General features: G+C 59.6%; 15 protein-coding genes. 4 read left to right on the plus strand and 11 right to left on the minus strand.

Going from position 1 to position 14,699, the window contains the following annotated elements; genetic code table 11:
* From trkA to QC816_RS15025, 4 genes are all read right to left on the minus strand, one after another.
* A partial coding sequence (gene trkA, locus QC816_RS15010; RefSeq protein ID WP_309783093.1) for a Trk system potassium transporter TrkA occupies window positions 1-571 on the minus strand: 571 nt, incomplete at its 3' end.
* A complete protein-coding gene (locus QC816_RS15015; RefSeq protein ID WP_309783095.1) occupies window positions 568-1,287 on the minus strand; it encodes a response regulator transcription factor in 720 nt (239 codons plus the stop codon). The genes trkA and QC816_RS15015, both read right to left, overlap by 4 nt.
* Window positions 1,277-2,407 (minus strand): sensor histidine kinase, encoded by a 1,131-nt coding sequence (locus tag QC816_RS15020; protein WP_264827069.1) that lies wholly within the window; start codon window positions 2,405-2,407, stop codon window positions 1,277-1,279. Before QC816_RS15020 ends, QC816_RS15015 begins: the two co-directional genes overlap by 11 nt.
* Before the next feature lie 23 nt (window positions 2,408-2,430).
* On the minus strand, window positions 2,431-3,921 hold the full coding sequence (locus QC816_RS15025) for a TrkH family potassium uptake protein (protein WP_264827071.1): 1,491 nt from the start codon (window positions 3,919-3,921) through the stop codon (window positions 2,431-2,433).
* A 463-nt stretch (window positions 3,922-4,384) separates the two neighbouring features.
* Here QC816_RS15025 and zwf point away from each other — a divergent pair, with 463 nt between their 5' ends.
* The 3 genes from zwf to QC816_RS15040 are packed head-to-tail and all read left to right on the plus strand — an operon-like array spanning window position 4,385 to window position 7,261.
* Entirely contained in the window at window positions 4,385-5,890 is a 1,506-nt protein-coding gene (zwf, locus tag QC816_RS15030; RefSeq protein ID WP_309783099.1) for a glucose-6-phosphate dehydrogenase, read from the plus strand.
* A 1-nt stretch (window position 5,891) separates the two neighbouring features.
* Window positions 5,892-6,557 (plus strand): 6-phosphogluconolactonase, encoded by a 666-nt coding sequence (gene pgl / locus QC816_RS15035; RefSeq protein ID WP_199285141.1) that lies wholly within the window; start codon window positions 5,892-5,894, stop codon window positions 6,555-6,557.
* 41 nt (window positions 6,558-6,598) lie between these two features.
* On the plus strand, window positions 6,599-7,261 hold the full coding sequence (locus QC816_RS15040; RefSeq protein WP_085919876.1) for a bifunctional 4-hydroxy-2-oxoglutarate aldolase/2-dehydro-3-deoxy-phosphogluconate aldolase: 663 nt from the start codon (window positions 6,599-6,601) through the stop codon (window positions 7,259-7,261).
* A gap of 33 nt (window positions 7,262-7,294) precedes the next feature.
* On the opposite strand, the gene QC816_RS15045 is transcribed toward QC816_RS15040, so the two are convergent.
* The 5 genes from QC816_RS15045 to QC816_RS15065 are packed head-to-tail and all read right to left on the minus strand — an operon-like array spanning window position 7,295 to window position 11,708.
* On the minus strand, window positions 7,295-8,176 hold the full coding sequence (locus QC816_RS15045) for an SMP-30/gluconolactonase/LRE family protein (RefSeq protein WP_309783101.1): 882 nt from the start codon (window positions 8,174-8,176) through the stop codon (window positions 7,295-7,297).
* Window positions 8,173-8,784, minus strand: coding sequence for a 2-dehydro-3-deoxy-6-phosphogalactonate aldolase (locus tag QC816_RS15050; protein WP_085919874.1), 612 nt, complete (start codon window positions 8,782-8,784; stop codon window positions 8,173-8,175). Before QC816_RS15050 ends, QC816_RS15045 begins: the two co-directional genes overlap by 4 nt.
* 28 nt (window positions 8,785-8,812) lie before the next feature.
* A complete protein-coding gene (locus QC816_RS15055) occupies window positions 8,813-9,778 on the minus strand; it encodes a 2-dehydro-3-deoxygalactonokinase (protein WP_309783103.1) in 966 nt (321 codons plus the stop codon).
* A 28-nt stretch (window positions 9,779-9,806) separates the two neighbouring features.
* The gene (dgoD, locus tag QC816_RS15060; RefSeq protein WP_085919872.1) at window positions 9,807-10,955 is read right to left on the minus strand and encodes a galactonate dehydratase; all 1,149 of its coding nucleotides are present in this window, start codon (window positions 10,953-10,955) and stop codon (window positions 9,807-9,809) included.
* Between the two features lie 33 nt (window positions 10,956-10,988).
* Window positions 10,989-11,708 carry a FadR/GntR family transcriptional regulator gene (locus QC816_RS15065; RefSeq protein ID WP_309783105.1) on the minus strand — a complete coding sequence of 240 codons (720 nt, stop codon included), beginning with the start codon at window positions 11,706-11,708 and terminating at the stop codon, window positions 10,989-10,991.
* 259 nt (window positions 11,709-11,967) lie between these two features.
* On the opposite strand from QC816_RS15065, the gene QC816_RS15070 reads away from it, so the two are divergent.
* Window positions 11,968-12,714 carry an inorganic diphosphatase gene (locus QC816_RS15070; protein ID WP_309783107.1) on the plus strand — a complete coding sequence of 249 codons (747 nt, stop codon included), beginning with the start codon at window positions 11,968-11,970 and terminating at the stop codon, window positions 12,712-12,714.
* A 101-nt stretch (window positions 12,715-12,815) separates the two neighbouring features.
* On the opposite strand, the gene QC816_RS15075 is transcribed toward QC816_RS15070, so the two are convergent.
* Together QC816_RS15075 and QC816_RS15080 are read right to left on the minus strand one after the other, a co-directional pair.
* On the minus strand, window positions 12,816-13,775 hold the full coding sequence (locus QC816_RS15075; protein WP_309783109.1) for a carbohydrate kinase family protein: 960 nt from the start codon (window positions 13,773-13,775) through the stop codon (window positions 12,816-12,818).
* Between the two features lie 44 nt (window positions 13,776-13,819).
* Window positions 13,820-14,689 (minus strand): aldo/keto reductase, encoded by an 870-nt coding sequence (locus tag QC816_RS15080; protein WP_309783111.1) that lies wholly within the window; start codon window positions 14,687-14,689, stop codon window positions 13,820-13,822.
* Window positions 14,690-14,699: the final 10 nt, after the last annotated feature.

A 14,699-nucleotide genomic window follows, 5' to 3' on the forward strand; every position in this document is an offset into this window, starting at 1 on the left:
TGCGGCGGTAGATCGCTGCCACCCGGGTATCCACGTTGGGCATATGGCGGCGTAGAAAAGCCAGGTCCTGTCCCACCAGCGGGCCGCCGTAAAACGCCTTGACGGCCACCAGTTGTACAAGCCCACCCGCGAATTCCAACACTTGCAGCGCGCCGGGGTGTTCGATCAGACGGCGCACGTGGTCGGTGACCACCTGCTCGGGGCTGATCAGCACGTCGATGGGAATCGCCTCGTGGGCGAACAGCCCCTTGCGGGTCAGGTACGCCGAGGAGCGCACCCGGGCTATCTTGGTCGGGGTACGAAACAGAGTGTGCGCGACCTGGCAGGCGATCATGTTGATTTCGTCGCTGCTGGTCACGGCAATCAGCATGTCGGCGTCTTCACAGCCTGCCTGACGCAGTACAATGGGGTAGGAACCCGCGCCGGTGACCGTGCGAATATCGAGCTTGGTATGCAGCTCGCGCAGCTTTTTGGCATCGGTATCGACGACGGTGATGTCGTTTTCCTCACGGGCGAGGTATTCCGCAAGGGTGCCGCCGACTTGGCCGGCGCCGAGAATGATGATTTTCATAGAGTGCTTTCCTCTCGGTCTGGCTCAAAGGCAAGGCGGTAGCCAATCCCCGGCTCGGTCTGCAATATGCTGGGGGACTGGGGGTCGTCGCCTAATTTTTGACGCAGCTTGCTGATGATGATGCGCAGGTAATGGGTGTCGTCCTGGTGGCTGGGCCCCCATATATCACGCAGCAGCTGGGTTTGGGTAATCACGCGGCCGGCGTGGGAAACGAGCGGGGCGAGCACGGCAAATTCTTTCGGCGTGAGGTGCACGGGCGTTCCATTGACGCTGACCTGATAGGTGGTCAGATCAATCCGCAGGCCACCGTGTTGGTAACGTCCTTCGCGACTGCCAAGTGTCTGGCGGCGCAGCAGGGCGCGAATACGCGCCAGTAGTTCCTGGATGCCGAACGGCTTGGTGACATAGTCGTTGGCGCCGCTGTCGAGGGCGCGTACCTTCTCAGCCTCATGCCCGCGGACCGAGACGACAATGACGGGCACCTGGTGATGCTCACGAATGGCACTGAGTACCTGCTGACCGTCCATATCCGGCAAGCCAAGGTCGAGCAGGACAAGGTCATAGCGAGTGGGACCGGCGCCGAGTCGCGCCAGCCCTTCATGACCGGTCGCCGCTTCGGTCACCGTAAAATTCTGCGATGTCAGGCTGATGCGCAGGAAATGACGGATCTGGGGTTCATCATCGATAACCAGGATCCGGTGATGGTCAGTCGTCATGGGGTGGCTCCTGATGGGGCGGCGGCAGCGGAAGCGACATCTCCATGCAGGTGCCCAGGCCATCGGGACCGTCGCAGGCTCTGATCCGGCCGCCGTGGGCACCGAGCATGGCCTGGCAAATGGCCAGGCCCAGCCCGCTGCCATGGGGGCCACGATCACCGTCGCTGCCGGTCACGAACATATCGAAGACGCGCTCGCGCAGCTCAGCGGGAATGCCTGGCCCCTGGTCGGTGATGGAGAATATCAGCTGTGTCGCGCCGGGCGGCGATTCGGCATGAATGGCAATCTGCCCGCCGGGTGGAGAGAAACGCGCCGCATTGTCGAGGACGTTGACCAGCGCCTGCTCGATGAGTGCCGGATGGACATGGAGCAGCGGCAAGTCGTCAGGCCAATGCTGCACGAAATGACAATGCCCCAGGGCACTGCCGAGACGCTTGCGGGCCGATACCACCAGGTCGTCGAAGGCGATCCAGTCACGCTCGATTTTTAAATCGCCTTGGCCCAGCCGGGTCATGTCCAGCAGGTTCTGGATATAGCGGTTTAGCCGCTCGCTTTCACTCAAGACACTGTCGAGCAGCGCGAAACGGTCTTCCTGACTAAGCTGAGCGTCAAGTGTGCGTAAGGAACTGGTGGCGCCAATGATGGATGCCAGCGGCGTACGAAAATCATGGGAGACCGATGACAGCAGCGCCGAACGTAAACGCTCGCGGTCTTCGGCCAGGCGCGCCGCATTCAGGTCCAGCAGCCGCTGACGGCTGTCTCCTGCAAGCTTGCCGACCACCAAGGCGACCAGGAGGAAAAACAATAGCGTGATGAGCTGTTCCCTTTCTTCGACGGCCAGGGAAAAGTGCGGCACCGTGAAGCAGAAGTTAAAGGTCAGAAAGCCCAGCACGGCGCTGATCAGCGCCGCCGAGCTGCCCGCCATCACGGCGCTTGCCAGCACCGCCGTCAAAAAAATCAGTGAAAGATTGGCCAGCGCCATCCAGGCGTATAGGCCCCAGGCAACAAGCAGCGCGACGATGGTCGTGATCAGTGCCGTGGCAACCTCGCGCAGGGTTGGCCAATGCCAGCGTTGCGCAAACCGTGGGAGGCGATCAATCAGGGGAGTCATCAATGACATAGGTGTCCTCTCCTTAGCTTACGCTAGCGTCGCCAGAACATGGGCGTCAGCAGCACAATGACGGTAAGAATTTCCAATCGCCCCATCAGCATGCCGATACACAGCAGCCATTTGGCGGCGTCGGGCAAGGAGGCAAAATTACCGGCGGGGCCGATGATGTCGCCAAGACCTGGACCTACATTGGTTACCGCTGTTGCTGCACCGGAAAGGGATGTCACCAGGTCGAGGCCCAGAGTCGATAAACCCAGTGCCAATGCCGCGATGGTAATAAAAAAGAAGAACGAAAAAGCCACTACGCTTCGGGATATGTCGCTGGTCACCATTTGTTCGTTATAGCGAGTAGTGAAAACCCCATTGGCATGAATCAGGTAGCGGAGCTGGTCACGCAGCATCAGCATGGCGATCTGGAAACGAAAGATTTTCATGCCGCCGCTGGTGGAACCGCTGCAGCCGCCCACGAAGGTCAGGTAGAAAAACGCGACAATGGCCAGTGCGCCCCATTGCGTGTAGTCGTCCGAGGCATAGCCGGTGGTCGTGACAATGGAGACGACGTTGAAGGTGACGTGGGTAAGCGATTCAAACCCGGCGCCACCATTCATGATCCGCCAAAGGGTGAGCAGGCCAATCGCTATGCATAGCACGCCCAATAGCCCCCGGACCTGCTGGTCTTTCCAAAGGGCGCTTCTGGAACCGCGAAGAAAGCGGATATAGAGCACAAACGGCAAGGCCCCGCTGAGCATGAACAGACTGGCTATCCACAGTAGCCAGGGCTGATCGGCATAGGCACCAAACGAAGCGTCTGAGTTCGCGAAACCGCCGGTCGCAAGCGACGTCATGCCGTGGACGATGGCGTCCAATAGATCCATACCGCCTAGCCAATAGCTCAGCATGGCCAGTAGCGTCATCGTCACATAAATGCTCAGCGTTGCCTTGGCGATGCCCCCGGTTCGGGGCATGACCTTGTCCGACCAGTCGGACGATTCTGTATGGAAAAGCCGCATCCCGCCGACTTTCAGAAACGGCAGGATGGCGATCCCCATGACGATAATGCCGATGCCCCCCATCCACTGCATGATTCCCCGCCAGAGCTTGAGTCCGTCGGAGAGGCCGTCAATGCCTACCAGTACCGTCGAGCCGGTTGTGGTGATAGCAGACACTGACTCAAAGACGGCGTTGGTAAAGCTGAGTTGCGGGGCGCCAAGCACCAGCGGAAGGCTGGCAAAGCCACTGATGCTGACCCAACTCGCAGCCGTCAGGATGAACATCTGCCAGGGTTTTAGTTCGAGGGTGGCGCGATAGGTAAGCAGCCAGGCGCTCGCCACGGCGGCAAGTACCAGCAGCACCGACACCCCGAAGGCCAAGGCATCGGGGTCGCGTTCGACCAACAGCACCGCCAGCGGTACCATCATGAATAATGCAAGAATCAGCCAAAGCACCGATAGTACTTTGACCACGGGAGCCCATTGGCGATAGGTGTGTCGGCTGCGATAAACCCAGGGCGTGAGGTATGCCATTTCTTAGCTCGCTAGTTAATCGTTTTTAGCATGGCTTATCACATCACGAACTCGTATAAAAAGTCCGTAAAAATCGTCATTTATTCTTGGTGTCTCGCAGTGACACGAACCTGCTTTACTTGTCGCTTTAGGATGCCGTAATGGTTGCCTGCGTCGCGAGTTTCTTCATAGCTGTCGATTATTGAGGAGAGCTGTTGCTAACCCGAGATACGTAGATCGGTGCCATCTGGTATTTTCAGGCGTAGTCTCAGGAGTATTGCGAGGGGCTAGATGCGCTTCGCACATGCAAAGCGCAGCCACAGCTAATCATATTGCAACAGTGCAACACCATAATAGCGTTGAGGTAACGCTTGAAGGTTTTTTGTAGTAAAATTACACGAAATATTGCGTATAATACCTTTTTTCAGATAGATTTTAGGTAATCTAACAACATTAGATCATCTAATGGTCAACAGGAGCTGAGATGAGCCCGTCACCTGCTTCCCAGGGTGCCCCGTTGGGCGATCCGAATAACGCCATCGACCTAGCGCTGTTTGGCGCGCTGGGCGATTTGGCGATGCGCAAGCTGTTTCCTGCGCTCTACCACCTCGACCGTGAAGGATTAATGCCCGAAAGCACGCGCATTCTGGGGTTGGCACGCCAAGAGCATGAACCCGATGCGTTTCGTCAGTTGGTTAGCGGTGCGCTGCAAAAACGGTTAAAAAAGGATGAGCAGGATAAAGAGAGCATGGAGCGCTTTCTAGATCGCCTCGATTACTTGAAGCTGGATTTCACCAGCGTGGAAGGCTTTGATGCCGTTCGACAATGGCGTGAGGGTTCGCCGCGCCCGATGGTGGTCTATCTGTCGGTGGGCGCTAAAATCTACGGCGATATCTGTCGAAACCTTCAGCAAAGCGGCAGCCTGGATGATGCCACGCGCGTCGTGGTGGAAAAGCCGATCGGTTTCGATCTGGCGTCTTCCGAGGAGATTAATGACGCCATTGGCGACGTCTTCCCCGAGTCGCGGGTGTATCGCATCGATCATTACCTGGGCAAAGAAACCGTTCAGAACCTGATTGCATTGCGCTTTGCTAATCCCTTGTTCGGCACCCAGTGGAACCAGAACCATATCTCCCATGTGGAAATCACCGTGGCCGAAAAAGTCGGCATTGAGGGCCGCTGGGGGTATTTCGACGAAGCCGGTCAGCTGCGCGACATGGTGCAGAACCACCTGCTGCAGTTGCTCTGCCTGATTGCCATGGACCCGCCCTCGAATCTGGACGCCGACGCCATTCGCGACGAAAAGGTCAAGGTGCTCAAGGCGCTCAAGCCGTTTACCGGCGAAGCCCTGGGTCGCGATGTGGTGCGCGGCCAGTACACGGCAGGCACCAGCGACGGCCAGCAGGTGCCGGGCTACCTGGAAGAAGAGGGCGCCAACACCGAGAGCCAGACGGAAACCTTTGTGGCGATGAAAACCGAGGTCGCCAACTGGCGCTGGGCGGGCGTGCCGTTCTATCTGCGTACCGGTAAACGCATGCCGGAGAAGCTGTCGCAGATCGTGATCCACTTCCGCCAGCAGCCGCACTATATCTTTGACCCGGATCAGCGCAATATCGCGGCCAACAAGTTGATCATCCGCTTGCAGCCGGAAGAGGGTATCGCGCTCCAGGTATTGACCAAGGACAGCGGCCTGGACAAAGGCATGCGCCTGCGCCCCGGCCCGCTGCATCTGGATTTCAACAACGCCTTCCCCAAATCGCGCATTCCCGATGCCTACGAACGGTTGCTGCTGGAAGTCATGAAAGGCCAGCAGTACCTGTTCGTGCGCCGTGACGAAGTCGAGCACGCCTGGCGCTGGTGCGATCAACTGATTGATGGCTGGAAGGCCCGGGAAACCCCACCGCGGCGTTATCCGGCAGGTTCCTGGGGGCCGGTCGCCTCCATTGCCATGATTACCCAGGATGGTCGCAGCTGGTACGAGGATTATTAACATGAGCGATGCACGCACACAGCTTGCCGAACAGCTGGCCGAGGCCGTTTTTCAAGCCTTGAACGACGACTTGGAACACCAGGAAAACGCCTTGTTGGTGGTCTCCGGCGGCTCGACGCCAGTCCCCTTTTTCAAAGCCCTGGCGGCCAAGCCGCTGCCCTGGGAGCGGGTGGAGATCACGCTGGCGGACGAGCGTTGGGTGGATGCACAGAGTGATGACAGCAACGCGAAACTGGTCCGCGAGCACCTGCTTCAGGGGGCAGCGGCGGCGGCCCATTTTGAACCCTTGACCAGCGATGCAGGCACTCCTGAAGAAGGCGTGCCTGATGTCAGCGAGCGTGCGCTATCGCTTAGCTGGCCGGCAAGCGTGGTGATTCTGGGAATGGGCGGCGACGGCCATACGGCCTCGCTGTTTCCTGACAGCCTGGAGCTTGGCCTGGCGCTCGCCACGGAGGAGCCGCTGGTCGCCGTGCGAACGCCCAGCCAACCGCAGCCACGCATCACGTTTTCGGCAGACCGGCTGCATCAGGCGCGCCGTCACATTTTACATATTACCGGCGACGATAAGCGGGCCGTGTTGGCCAAGGCACTGAGCGGGGACGACATGCGTCAACTGCCCATTCGTGCCTTTCTATCCTGCCCCTTGGCGATTTACTGGGCGCCTTAGCGCCAGGTTTTACAGATAATAATTTGCTTGGAGAATCACGCATGACCATCGATAAACAGCTGCCGTCGACGCGCACCGCAGAGCTGGACAGCATTTGCCTGAAAGCCGAAGTGATCCCGGTGATTACCATCGACCGCTTGGAAGACGCCGTGCCATTGGGCCGTGCCCTGGTCGAAGGTGGCCTGACCGTGCTGGAGATTACCCTGCGGACCGAGTGCGCGCTGGACGCCATCAAGCGCATGAAAGACGCCCTGCCCGGGGCGAGTATCGGCGTAGGCACGGTATTGACTCCTGCCCAGTATCGCCAGGCCGAGCAGGTCGGCGCTGACTTCGTGGTAACCCCAGGAGCGACCGAGGCGCTTTATCGCTACGGCGTGGAAAGCCCGGTGCCGATGCTGCCTGGCGTATCCACCATTTCGGAGCTGATGACCGGCTGGCAGTACGGCTATCGTCGGTTCAAGTTCTTCCCCGCCGAATCCAGCGGTGGCTCAAAAGCGATCAAGGCGTTTGGCGCGCCGATTCCGGAAGCACGCTTCTGCCCGACTGGCGGTATCACGGTGGATAACGCTGAAGAGTACCTCAAGCTGCCGAACGTCATGTGCGTGGGCGGCTCCTGGGTCACGCCCAAGGCGATGGTCGAGGCGGAAGACTGGGACGGCATCCGCGAACTGGCCCGCCAGGCCGCCGAACGCTTCCACCACTAACCTGAATCGCCCCGGACTTGCGCCGGGGCTTTTTTACTCAAGCGTCAGTAACGGATCGGCGAGGCCATGAACGCCTACGTTGGCCTTGAATAACCCGCCTGCCAGCGGCTCTTCGCGGCGCTGTGCGTCGCTGAATCCCTCCTGCGCCGTGGTGATATAGAGCGTTTCAAGGCCAGGGCCTGCAAACGCCGGGCAGGAGGGCTGGCTGACCGGCACATGCACTTCGTCAATCACCTGACCCGCGGTATCGAGCCGCACGACCTTACCCGCGCCCCAGAGGGCAAGCCACAGGCAGCCTTCGCTGTCGATCACCGCGCCGTCCGGGTTGCCTTCAAGCGCCGTGAAGTCCGCCCAGGCAACCGGTTCGCCCACTGGCCAGCCTTGGCTATCCAATGCCCAGCGCATCACGATGCCGGTGGCTGTGTCGGTAAAATACGCCGCGTCACCCATGGGTGAAAAGCAGACGGCATTGGGAATGGTCAGCCCGCTGCGCAGCCGAGTCAGCTCCCCACGATGCAACCGATAGAGGCTGCCCGCTTCGGATTCGGCGGTCTTGCCCATGGTGGAAAGCCAGAGGCTGCCGTGGCGGTCCACGCGGGCATCGTTGCTGCGCGTAACGGGGTTGTCGGCTTCAAAGTCGGCAAAATGCTCAAGGCGTTGCGTCGCCGGATTCAACAGGCTCAGGCTGTGCTCGCCGACCAGCATTAGTCGGCCATCGTTCAGTGGTGTGGCGAGCGATACCCTTTGCTCAAGCGGGTAATGGCCATGCTCGCCGTTTTCAAGTGACAGCCAGTGAAGGCATTTGCCCAGAATATCGCACCAGTAAAGCCGTCCGCTCCCGGCGTCCCACTGGGGGCCTTCGCCCAGCTCGCAGCGGCAATCCACCGCCAGTTCCGCCATCTTGTTGTGATTCATAAACGATCTCCTGCGGCTTGCCAGGCGTCTACCAGCGCCTGGGCCTGCTTGCCGACTTGCTGAGGCGTTTGCCCCGGTTGGTAAAGCGCGCTGCCCAGGCCTGCGCCATCCACGCCCGCGGCGCGCCAGGCGGCAAAATTGTCGATACCGATACCTCCCACCGCATATAGCAAGGTGTTAAGGGGCAGCACGGCGCGGACAGCCTTCATGCCCGCGATGCCCACCTGTACCGCCGGGAAGAGCTTTAGCCCGGTCGCACCAGCATCCAGGGCATCAAAGGCTTCGGAAGGCGTCACAATGCCTGGCCAACTGGCCATTGAGAGGCGATAGGATTCTTCAATGACGGCAGGGCGGCAGTTGGGCGAGACGATCAATCGACCGCCTGCAGCATGAACATCACGTACCTGCTCAGCGCTTAATACCGTTCCCGCACCGATCAGCGCCTGGTCGCCAAAGGCGTCCGCCAGGCGCTGGATGCTGGTGAATGGGTCGGGGGAATTAAGTGGCACCTCGATTTGCGTGATGCCCGCATCAAGCAAGGCGCCGCCAACGGCCACCGCATCATCGGGCGTTACCCCACGTAAAATGCCAATTAAAGGCAGTGTCATAGCGCTCTCCTTGTTTAGCTGATGCTTATTACCGGGTGCCTTGGTAGGCGAGGGTCAGTCCTGCCAATACCGCTGTGTCGCCGTCAACGCGCTGGGTGCCGATGTCGAGGGCTTCCAGGGCGAGTGCGTAGCGGTGGTTGAGCGCCTCGTTGCCGATCAGGGTCACGCTTTCCCCGGTTGTCAGCTCGTGGCAGGCACCGGCCAGTTCCAGACCGATCGCCAACCCCGAGAGATGTGCGGCAAACACGGCACCTCGGGCATCACCGCTCGGCAAGGTGTTATCCAGCAAGTCTTGAGCGCGGACGCCGAATAGCCGCTGGCTGAAGCGTTCGGGCGCCTGATAGGTTGCCTTGACCGCTTGGGTAAACGCCTGGCGACAGCTGTCTTGATGCAGGTCGTCCTGCCCTACGGAGTGCTTCAATACGGATTGATGAGCAAGCAATTGATACAGCTCGCCAGTCAAGTAGGTTGCAAACTCGGTAACGGCACCATCGGTTAAGCGTGCCCATTTGGCATGGGTGCCGGGCAGGCAGACAAGGCCGTTAAAGCGGTACGAATCGGCCAGAAGGCCCGCTAACTGGGTTTCTTCGCCGCGCATCACATCGTAGAGATGCGTATTGCTCCCGGACTGACTTAATCCAGGCAGCAAGTAAACCTGCAGGCGAGCGTCGGCGAGAGCCGGCATCACCGCGCCACGAGAGAGTTGATCGAGACGCGTGGGCGTCGCCAGATAAGCGGCCTCCTGCCAGCCCTGCCGTGCGCCCGCCATACCGCATACCATCACAGGCGTTTGGCCGTTATCGGGCAACCAGGCGTCGACGATCCCAAGCAGCTCGGCCTCATACTCGGCGGCGGTCAGCGACAGCATGCCGCGAGGGCTGGAGGCACTCGCCATGACGTGATTCTGGGCATCCATGGCCCAGGCGCGCAGGTTGCTTGACCCCCAGTCCACCGCAATCCACGCTAAAGGATGTGTTAACTCACTCGCGCCCATAGGGCTATCTCCCGGTTAGTCGCTTGGTTTACCACTCGGCAATAGAGCCATCTTCATGGGTCCATACCGGGTTGCGCCAGCGGTGGCCAACGTTGGCGCGCTCTTCAACGAAGGCTTCGTCAATCTCCACACCTAGCCCTGGCCCCTGGGGAATCGCACAGAAGCCGTCTTCAATGCTGAGCGCCGATTTGTCGACCAGATAGTCGAGTACGTCGTTGCCCTGATTGTAGTGAATGCCCATGCTCTGCTCTTGAATAAAGGCATTGTGGCTGACAGCGTCCAACTGTAGCGACGCGGCCAGGGTCAGGGGACCAAGCGGGCAGTGGGGCGCCAGGGCGACATCGTAGGCGGACGCCAAGGCGGCGATTTTAAGCCCCTCGCTGATGCCACCGCAGTGGGAGATATCCGGCTGAATAATGTCGATCATGCCGTCTTTAAGCAGGTCGCGGAATTCAAAGCGGGTATGCAGCCGTTCGCCGGTGGCGAGCGGGTACCCAAGGCCACCGGCAATGTCTTTCAGGCAGGGCAAGTGCTCGGGGGCAACCGGCTCCTCGACGAACATCGGGTGGTAGGGCTCCAGCTCGCGCAGCAGTGCTTTGGCCATGGGGCGGTGCACACGGCCATGAAAATCGATACCAATGCCCACATCCGGGCCGACCGCATTGCGCGCTTCGGCCACCCGGGCGACCGCTTCGTCTACCTTGCGGTGTGAGTCGACGATTTGCAGCTCGGGTGTGCCGTTCATCTTGAAGGCGGTAAAGCCCTTGTCAGCCAGTGCCTTGGCGCCTGCACCCACGTCGCTAGGACGGTCGCCGCCGGTCCAGGCGTACATGCGCATTTTATCGCGCACCGCGCCGCCCAGTAGCTGGTGCACGGGCACACCCAGATCGCGCCCTTTAAGATCCCACAGCGCCTGGTCGATACCCGCAATGGCGCTCATCAAGATTGGCCCGCCGCGGTAAAACCCGGCGCGATACAGCGTGTTCCACAGGTGTTCGATACGGTGCGGGTCCTGGCCAACCAGGTAGTCGGAAAGCTCATGAACGGCAGCCTCGACAGTCGCCGCGCGGCCTTCGATGACCGGCTCGCCCCAGCCGTAGCAGCCTTCGTCGGTTTCGATCTTGAGAAACAGCCAGCGCGGGGGGACTTGCCAGGTTTTCAGTCGGGTAATTTTCATAGGGTCAGATCCTAGTCAGTGGTCGATGGCCGGTTAATTGACGATGCCCAGGTCGATCGCTGTGCGGCGAAGCACTTCCCGCGCGGCGAAAGACGCCGCCTCGGCATCCCGGCGCACAATGGCTTCAAGAACGCGGCGATGCCGTGACAGGCTGTCGTCGAAGGTGTCGGTTCGGTGCTGAGAGCCATGTACCAGGGCCATGATCGAAGGGCGCAACAGGTGTCCCATTTGCCGCCACACCAAATTGTGGCTGGCCTGGTAGGTGGCATCGTGAAACATGACGTCGTACTCGGCGTGCTGGGCGCGAGCGGCGGCTGACTGGGCAGTTTTCTGCATGCCTTCAAAGGCGGCTTCCAGCCGGGCGATATCGTCCGCATCGGCCGCTTCGGCGGCAAGGCCCGCCACGACGGGCTCGGCCGAAAAGCGAAACGCATAGATGGCGCGCGTGAGCTGCGGGTCGAGGTCGGTAAGCCCCGTCATCCATTCGCTCATCAGCGGATCCAGCAGGTGCCAGTCGCTCATTACGCGGACTTGCGTGCCACGCCCGGCGGTACGGTCTAAAAGACCAGCGGAGGTCAAGCGGGCCAGCGCATTACGCACCTGATTACGGCTCACATCGAAGTGCGTGCCGATGTCCATTTCCTTGGGGAAGATGTCACCCGGCTGCCAGTGGCCTGCCAGCAGGGCTTGGGCGAGTAAACGGGCTAATTGTTCAGCGCCGCCCTGGTGGGCCGGTAGAGCGTCCAGCGGCATCAGTGATCTCTTATCTTTTATTGGATGTAGTCTATTCTAGTAAATGTCTGACATTTAAACAAGTCGTGCCATGGGCGTCTCTAGCGGCCGATGAAGACGTCTCCAATCAAAAAAGCCCACACCAGCTTGCAACAGATGTGGGTCAATAATGGTTAGCCAGTCAAAGAAGTACCGTGGTTTAGCATTCAATTTTGGAAAGTAATCTGTCATTACCCCGTCATCTCTCCTCGATAACGTATCTGAAAAACCAATGGAGAACATGATGCGGAAAAAACTATTACTTACGAGCGTAGCGTGCATGGCGGTTTTAGCATCCTTTGCTCAGGCTCAGGCTCAGGCTCAGGCTCAGGCTCAGGCTCAGGCTCAGGCGCTAGGCGGATTGGCGTTTTCTGACACCACGCCCATTGCCCAAAACATGACCGCAACAGATGAGTTCACTATCGTGGGTGAAGAAGACTTGATGGCGATGAATGCCATCAATGCAGAGGGTTCGGTAAGAGCCATCGTTGAAATACCCGCGGGCACATCGGCGAAATGGGAAGTCAGTAAAGATGATCCCAAAGCGGTTTACTGGGAGTATAAAGACGGTGAACCGCGCGTCGTGAATTACCTAGGCTACCCCGGTAATTATGGCGCTATTCCAGGCACTGCTTTGCCAAAAGAGTTGGGGGGTGATGGTGACCCACTGGATGTGATTGTGCTGGGCCAAGCCGTTCCACGAGGTGAAATTGTCGACGTGAACGTTATTGGTGTTCTTAAAATGCTGGATGACGGAGAGCAAGACGACAAGCTCATTGCCGTTCTCGCTCAGGATTCACCTTTTGCAAATATTGAAAACATGACACAGTTGGACCGCGAGTATCCAGGTGTCAGTCAGATCATTGATTTGTGGTTTGCCAATTACAAAGGGCCTGACGGTGGTATGGAAGGGCTAGGGTTTGAAGATGCGGAATCGGCTAGATCGGTGTTAGAAGCCGCTGCGGAAAACTTTACAGCCACGCAATAACGACCACATCCCAGTCATCGGGAGTTGTGGCTTTCAGCTTATCATTGCGACTGCCTCACTCACATCGGTGACCGTCCAGCGGTCACCGAACTATATAGCTATTAACTGTTGCGCAACGTTTCGATATCGGTGTGGGTGGGCAGCGCTGAGTAGGCGCCGGGACGCGTGACGGCGTGAGCGCCACAGCGGCAGGCGAGGTCCACCGCGCGGGAGAGGAAGTCAATATCCTGGTGCCAGCCTTCCTCGATACCGTGCTGTGACAACTCGGCCAGCAGGCCGCCGATGAACGCATCGCCACCGGCGGTGGTGTCCACGGCGTCAACCCTGGGGGGCGCGATGGTCTGATCGAGACCCGCGCCCTTGAGGGCGACGCTATTGGGACCGTCGGTTACCAGCATGACTTTCACGCCCGCGGCAAGGCGCTCTGCTATCCAGGCGTCTTGGGGGTGATCGCCGCGCAGGTAATCAAGTTCGTCGAGCGATACCTTGACCAGCTCGGCGCTATCCAGCAGTTGCGTCACCAATCCCATATCCGCTTCGCCTTCTGGCCAGAGGTTGTGGCGCAGGTTGGCATCAACGCTAACCAGGCAACCTGTGCGTTTCGCCATGGTCGCCATGGCCAGCGTCACGTCGGCGATTTCCGGGTCGGTCAGGCTATTGCTGCACAGGTGAAGAATCGCGGGGTTCTCGAAAACGCCCTGGGGGAGGTGTTCAAGACGATAGAGCAGGTCGGCGGCAGGTGGGCGGTAAAAGTCAAAGGTACGCTCACCGTCGCTGTCCCGGGAAACAAATGCCAGCGCCGTACGTGCTTCTTGGGTGAGCACCACGCCCTGGGTGTCCACGCCGTGGTGCTGTAACTCACGGATGATGAAATGCCCAAAGGTATCGTCACCCACCATGCCCAGAAACTGGCTGGGGGCGCCCAGCCTTGCGCAGGCAACCGCCACATTGGCGGGGGCGCCGCCAGCGTAAGGCGTGAAGGTTTCGGGGCCGGATGCGTCACCCAGGCGGCTAGACAGCATGTCGACGAGGGCTTCGCCAAAGGCAATTATCGGCGTCATCATGGGGTCCTTGTGATTATTGGTCAGATGGAGAGGAGATACACCTACGCGACGCAGTGGCCGCGAGCAGCTTCGAGCAATGCGTACCAATCTTCTCTGGGCAGCGTGTCGGGGCCTTTGAGCATATCGGCAATGCGATCGGATTTCACGCTACCGACCACTGGCACTGGTCGATGGGGCAGGCTACGCAGCCAGGTAAGCGCCAGAGCGCCTGGGGTGCTGGTGTGTTCCTCGGCGAGCCGCCCAAGCGTGTGATTGACTTCACCTTGCAGTAGCTTGCCGCCCGCGAGCGGCGACCAGGCCATCGGTGCGTGGCCGTCGGCACATAGGTCGTCGAAGCTGCCGTCGAATAGCGGCGTGCTATGGGCAATGGAGAGCTCGATTTGATTGGCGCGCAAAGGCTGGTGCATGGCGTTTTGTAATCTGCGCCACTGACTGGGCAGGTGGTTGGAAACGCCAGCAGCGCCAATTTTGCCTGCTTCGATGGCCTTGTCCAGGGCACGTCCGGTGGCCTCGGCATCCATTAACAGGTCGGGGCGGTGAATCAGAAAGTGATCGATACGCTCGACGCTCAAGCGGTCTAGCGCGTCGTCGATCGCCCGGTTTAGGTAGGCCGGGCTGGCGTTATAGTGCTTCACCTTGCCGTCCCCCGGGGTCGGGTTATCGTTGGCGATACTGGCTTTCGTTACCACGTGAAGCTGTTTGGCAAGCGCGGGGCGCGCGCGCAGTGCCTGGCCAAACAGCGTCTCGCCAGCACCGTTGCCGTAGATGTCAGCGTGGTCAAACCAATGCAGGCCCTGCTCGAGTCGTGCCTCTATCCAGTCAGCCAGGTGGTTGGCCTGATGCATCTCGGTGGTTTCGTGGAGACGCATCATGCCAAGGACAAAGGGCACGTCGAAGGTTGGCGCGGGCATAGGGAGGTTC

The organism is Vreelandella janggokensis (genome assembly GCF_031451615.1).
Lineage (GTDB): Bacteria > Pseudomonadota > Gammaproteobacteria > Pseudomonadales > Halomonadaceae > Vreelandella > Vreelandella janggokensis.

Excerpts from the sequence above, each read along its gene's own strand:
- QC816_RS15015 (WP_309783095.1), bottom strand. The coding sequence starts at position 1,287 with ATGACGACTGACCATCACCGGATCCTGGTTATCGATGATGAACCCCAG.
- QC816_RS15020 (WP_264827069.1), bottom strand. The coding sequence starts at position 2,407 with ATGTCATTGATGACTCCCCTGATTGATCGCCTCCCACGGTTTGCGCAA.
- QC816_RS15025 (WP_264827071.1), bottom strand. The coding sequence starts at position 3,921 with ATGGCATACCTCACGCCCTGGGTTTATCGCAGCCGACACACCTATCGC.
- zwf (WP_309783099.1), top strand. The coding sequence starts at position 4,385 with ATGAGCCCGTCACCTGCTTCCCAGGGTGCCCCGTTGGGCGATCCGAAT.
- pgl (WP_199285141.1), top strand. The coding sequence starts at position 5,892 with ATGAGCGATGCACGCACACAGCTTGCCGAACAGCTGGCCGAGGCCGTT.
- QC816_RS15040 (WP_085919876.1), top strand. The coding sequence starts at position 6,599 with ATGACCATCGATAAACAGCTGCCGTCGACGCGCACCGCAGAGCTGGAC.
- QC816_RS15045 (WP_309783101.1), bottom strand. The coding sequence starts at position 8,176 with ATGAATCACAACAAGATGGCGGAACTGGCGGTGGATTGCCGCTGCGAG.
- QC816_RS15050 (WP_085919874.1), bottom strand. The coding sequence starts at position 8,784 with ATGACACTGCCTTTAATTGGCATTTTACGTGGGGTAACGCCCGATGAT.
- QC816_RS15055 (WP_309783103.1), bottom strand. The coding sequence starts at position 9,778 with ATGGGCGCGAGTGAGTTAACACATCCTTTAGCGTGGATTGCGGTGGAC.
- dgoD (WP_085919872.1), bottom strand. The coding sequence starts at position 10,955 with ATGAAAATTACCCGACTGAAAACCTGGCAAGTCCCCCCGCGCTGGCTG.
- QC816_RS15065 (WP_309783105.1), bottom strand. The coding sequence starts at position 11,708 with ATGCCGCTGGACGCTCTACCGGCCCACCAGGGCGGCGCTGAACAATTA.
- QC816_RS15070 (WP_309783107.1), top strand. The coding sequence starts at position 11,968 with ATGATGCGGAAAAAACTATTACTTACGAGCGTAGCGTGCATGGCGGTT.
- QC816_RS15075 (WP_309783109.1), bottom strand. The coding sequence starts at position 13,775 with ATGACGCCGATAATTGCCTTTGGCGAAGCCCTCGTCGACATGCTGTCT.
- QC816_RS15080 (WP_309783111.1), bottom strand. The coding sequence starts at position 14,689 with ATGCCCGCGCCAACCTTCGACGTGCCCTTTGTCCTTGGCATGATGCGT.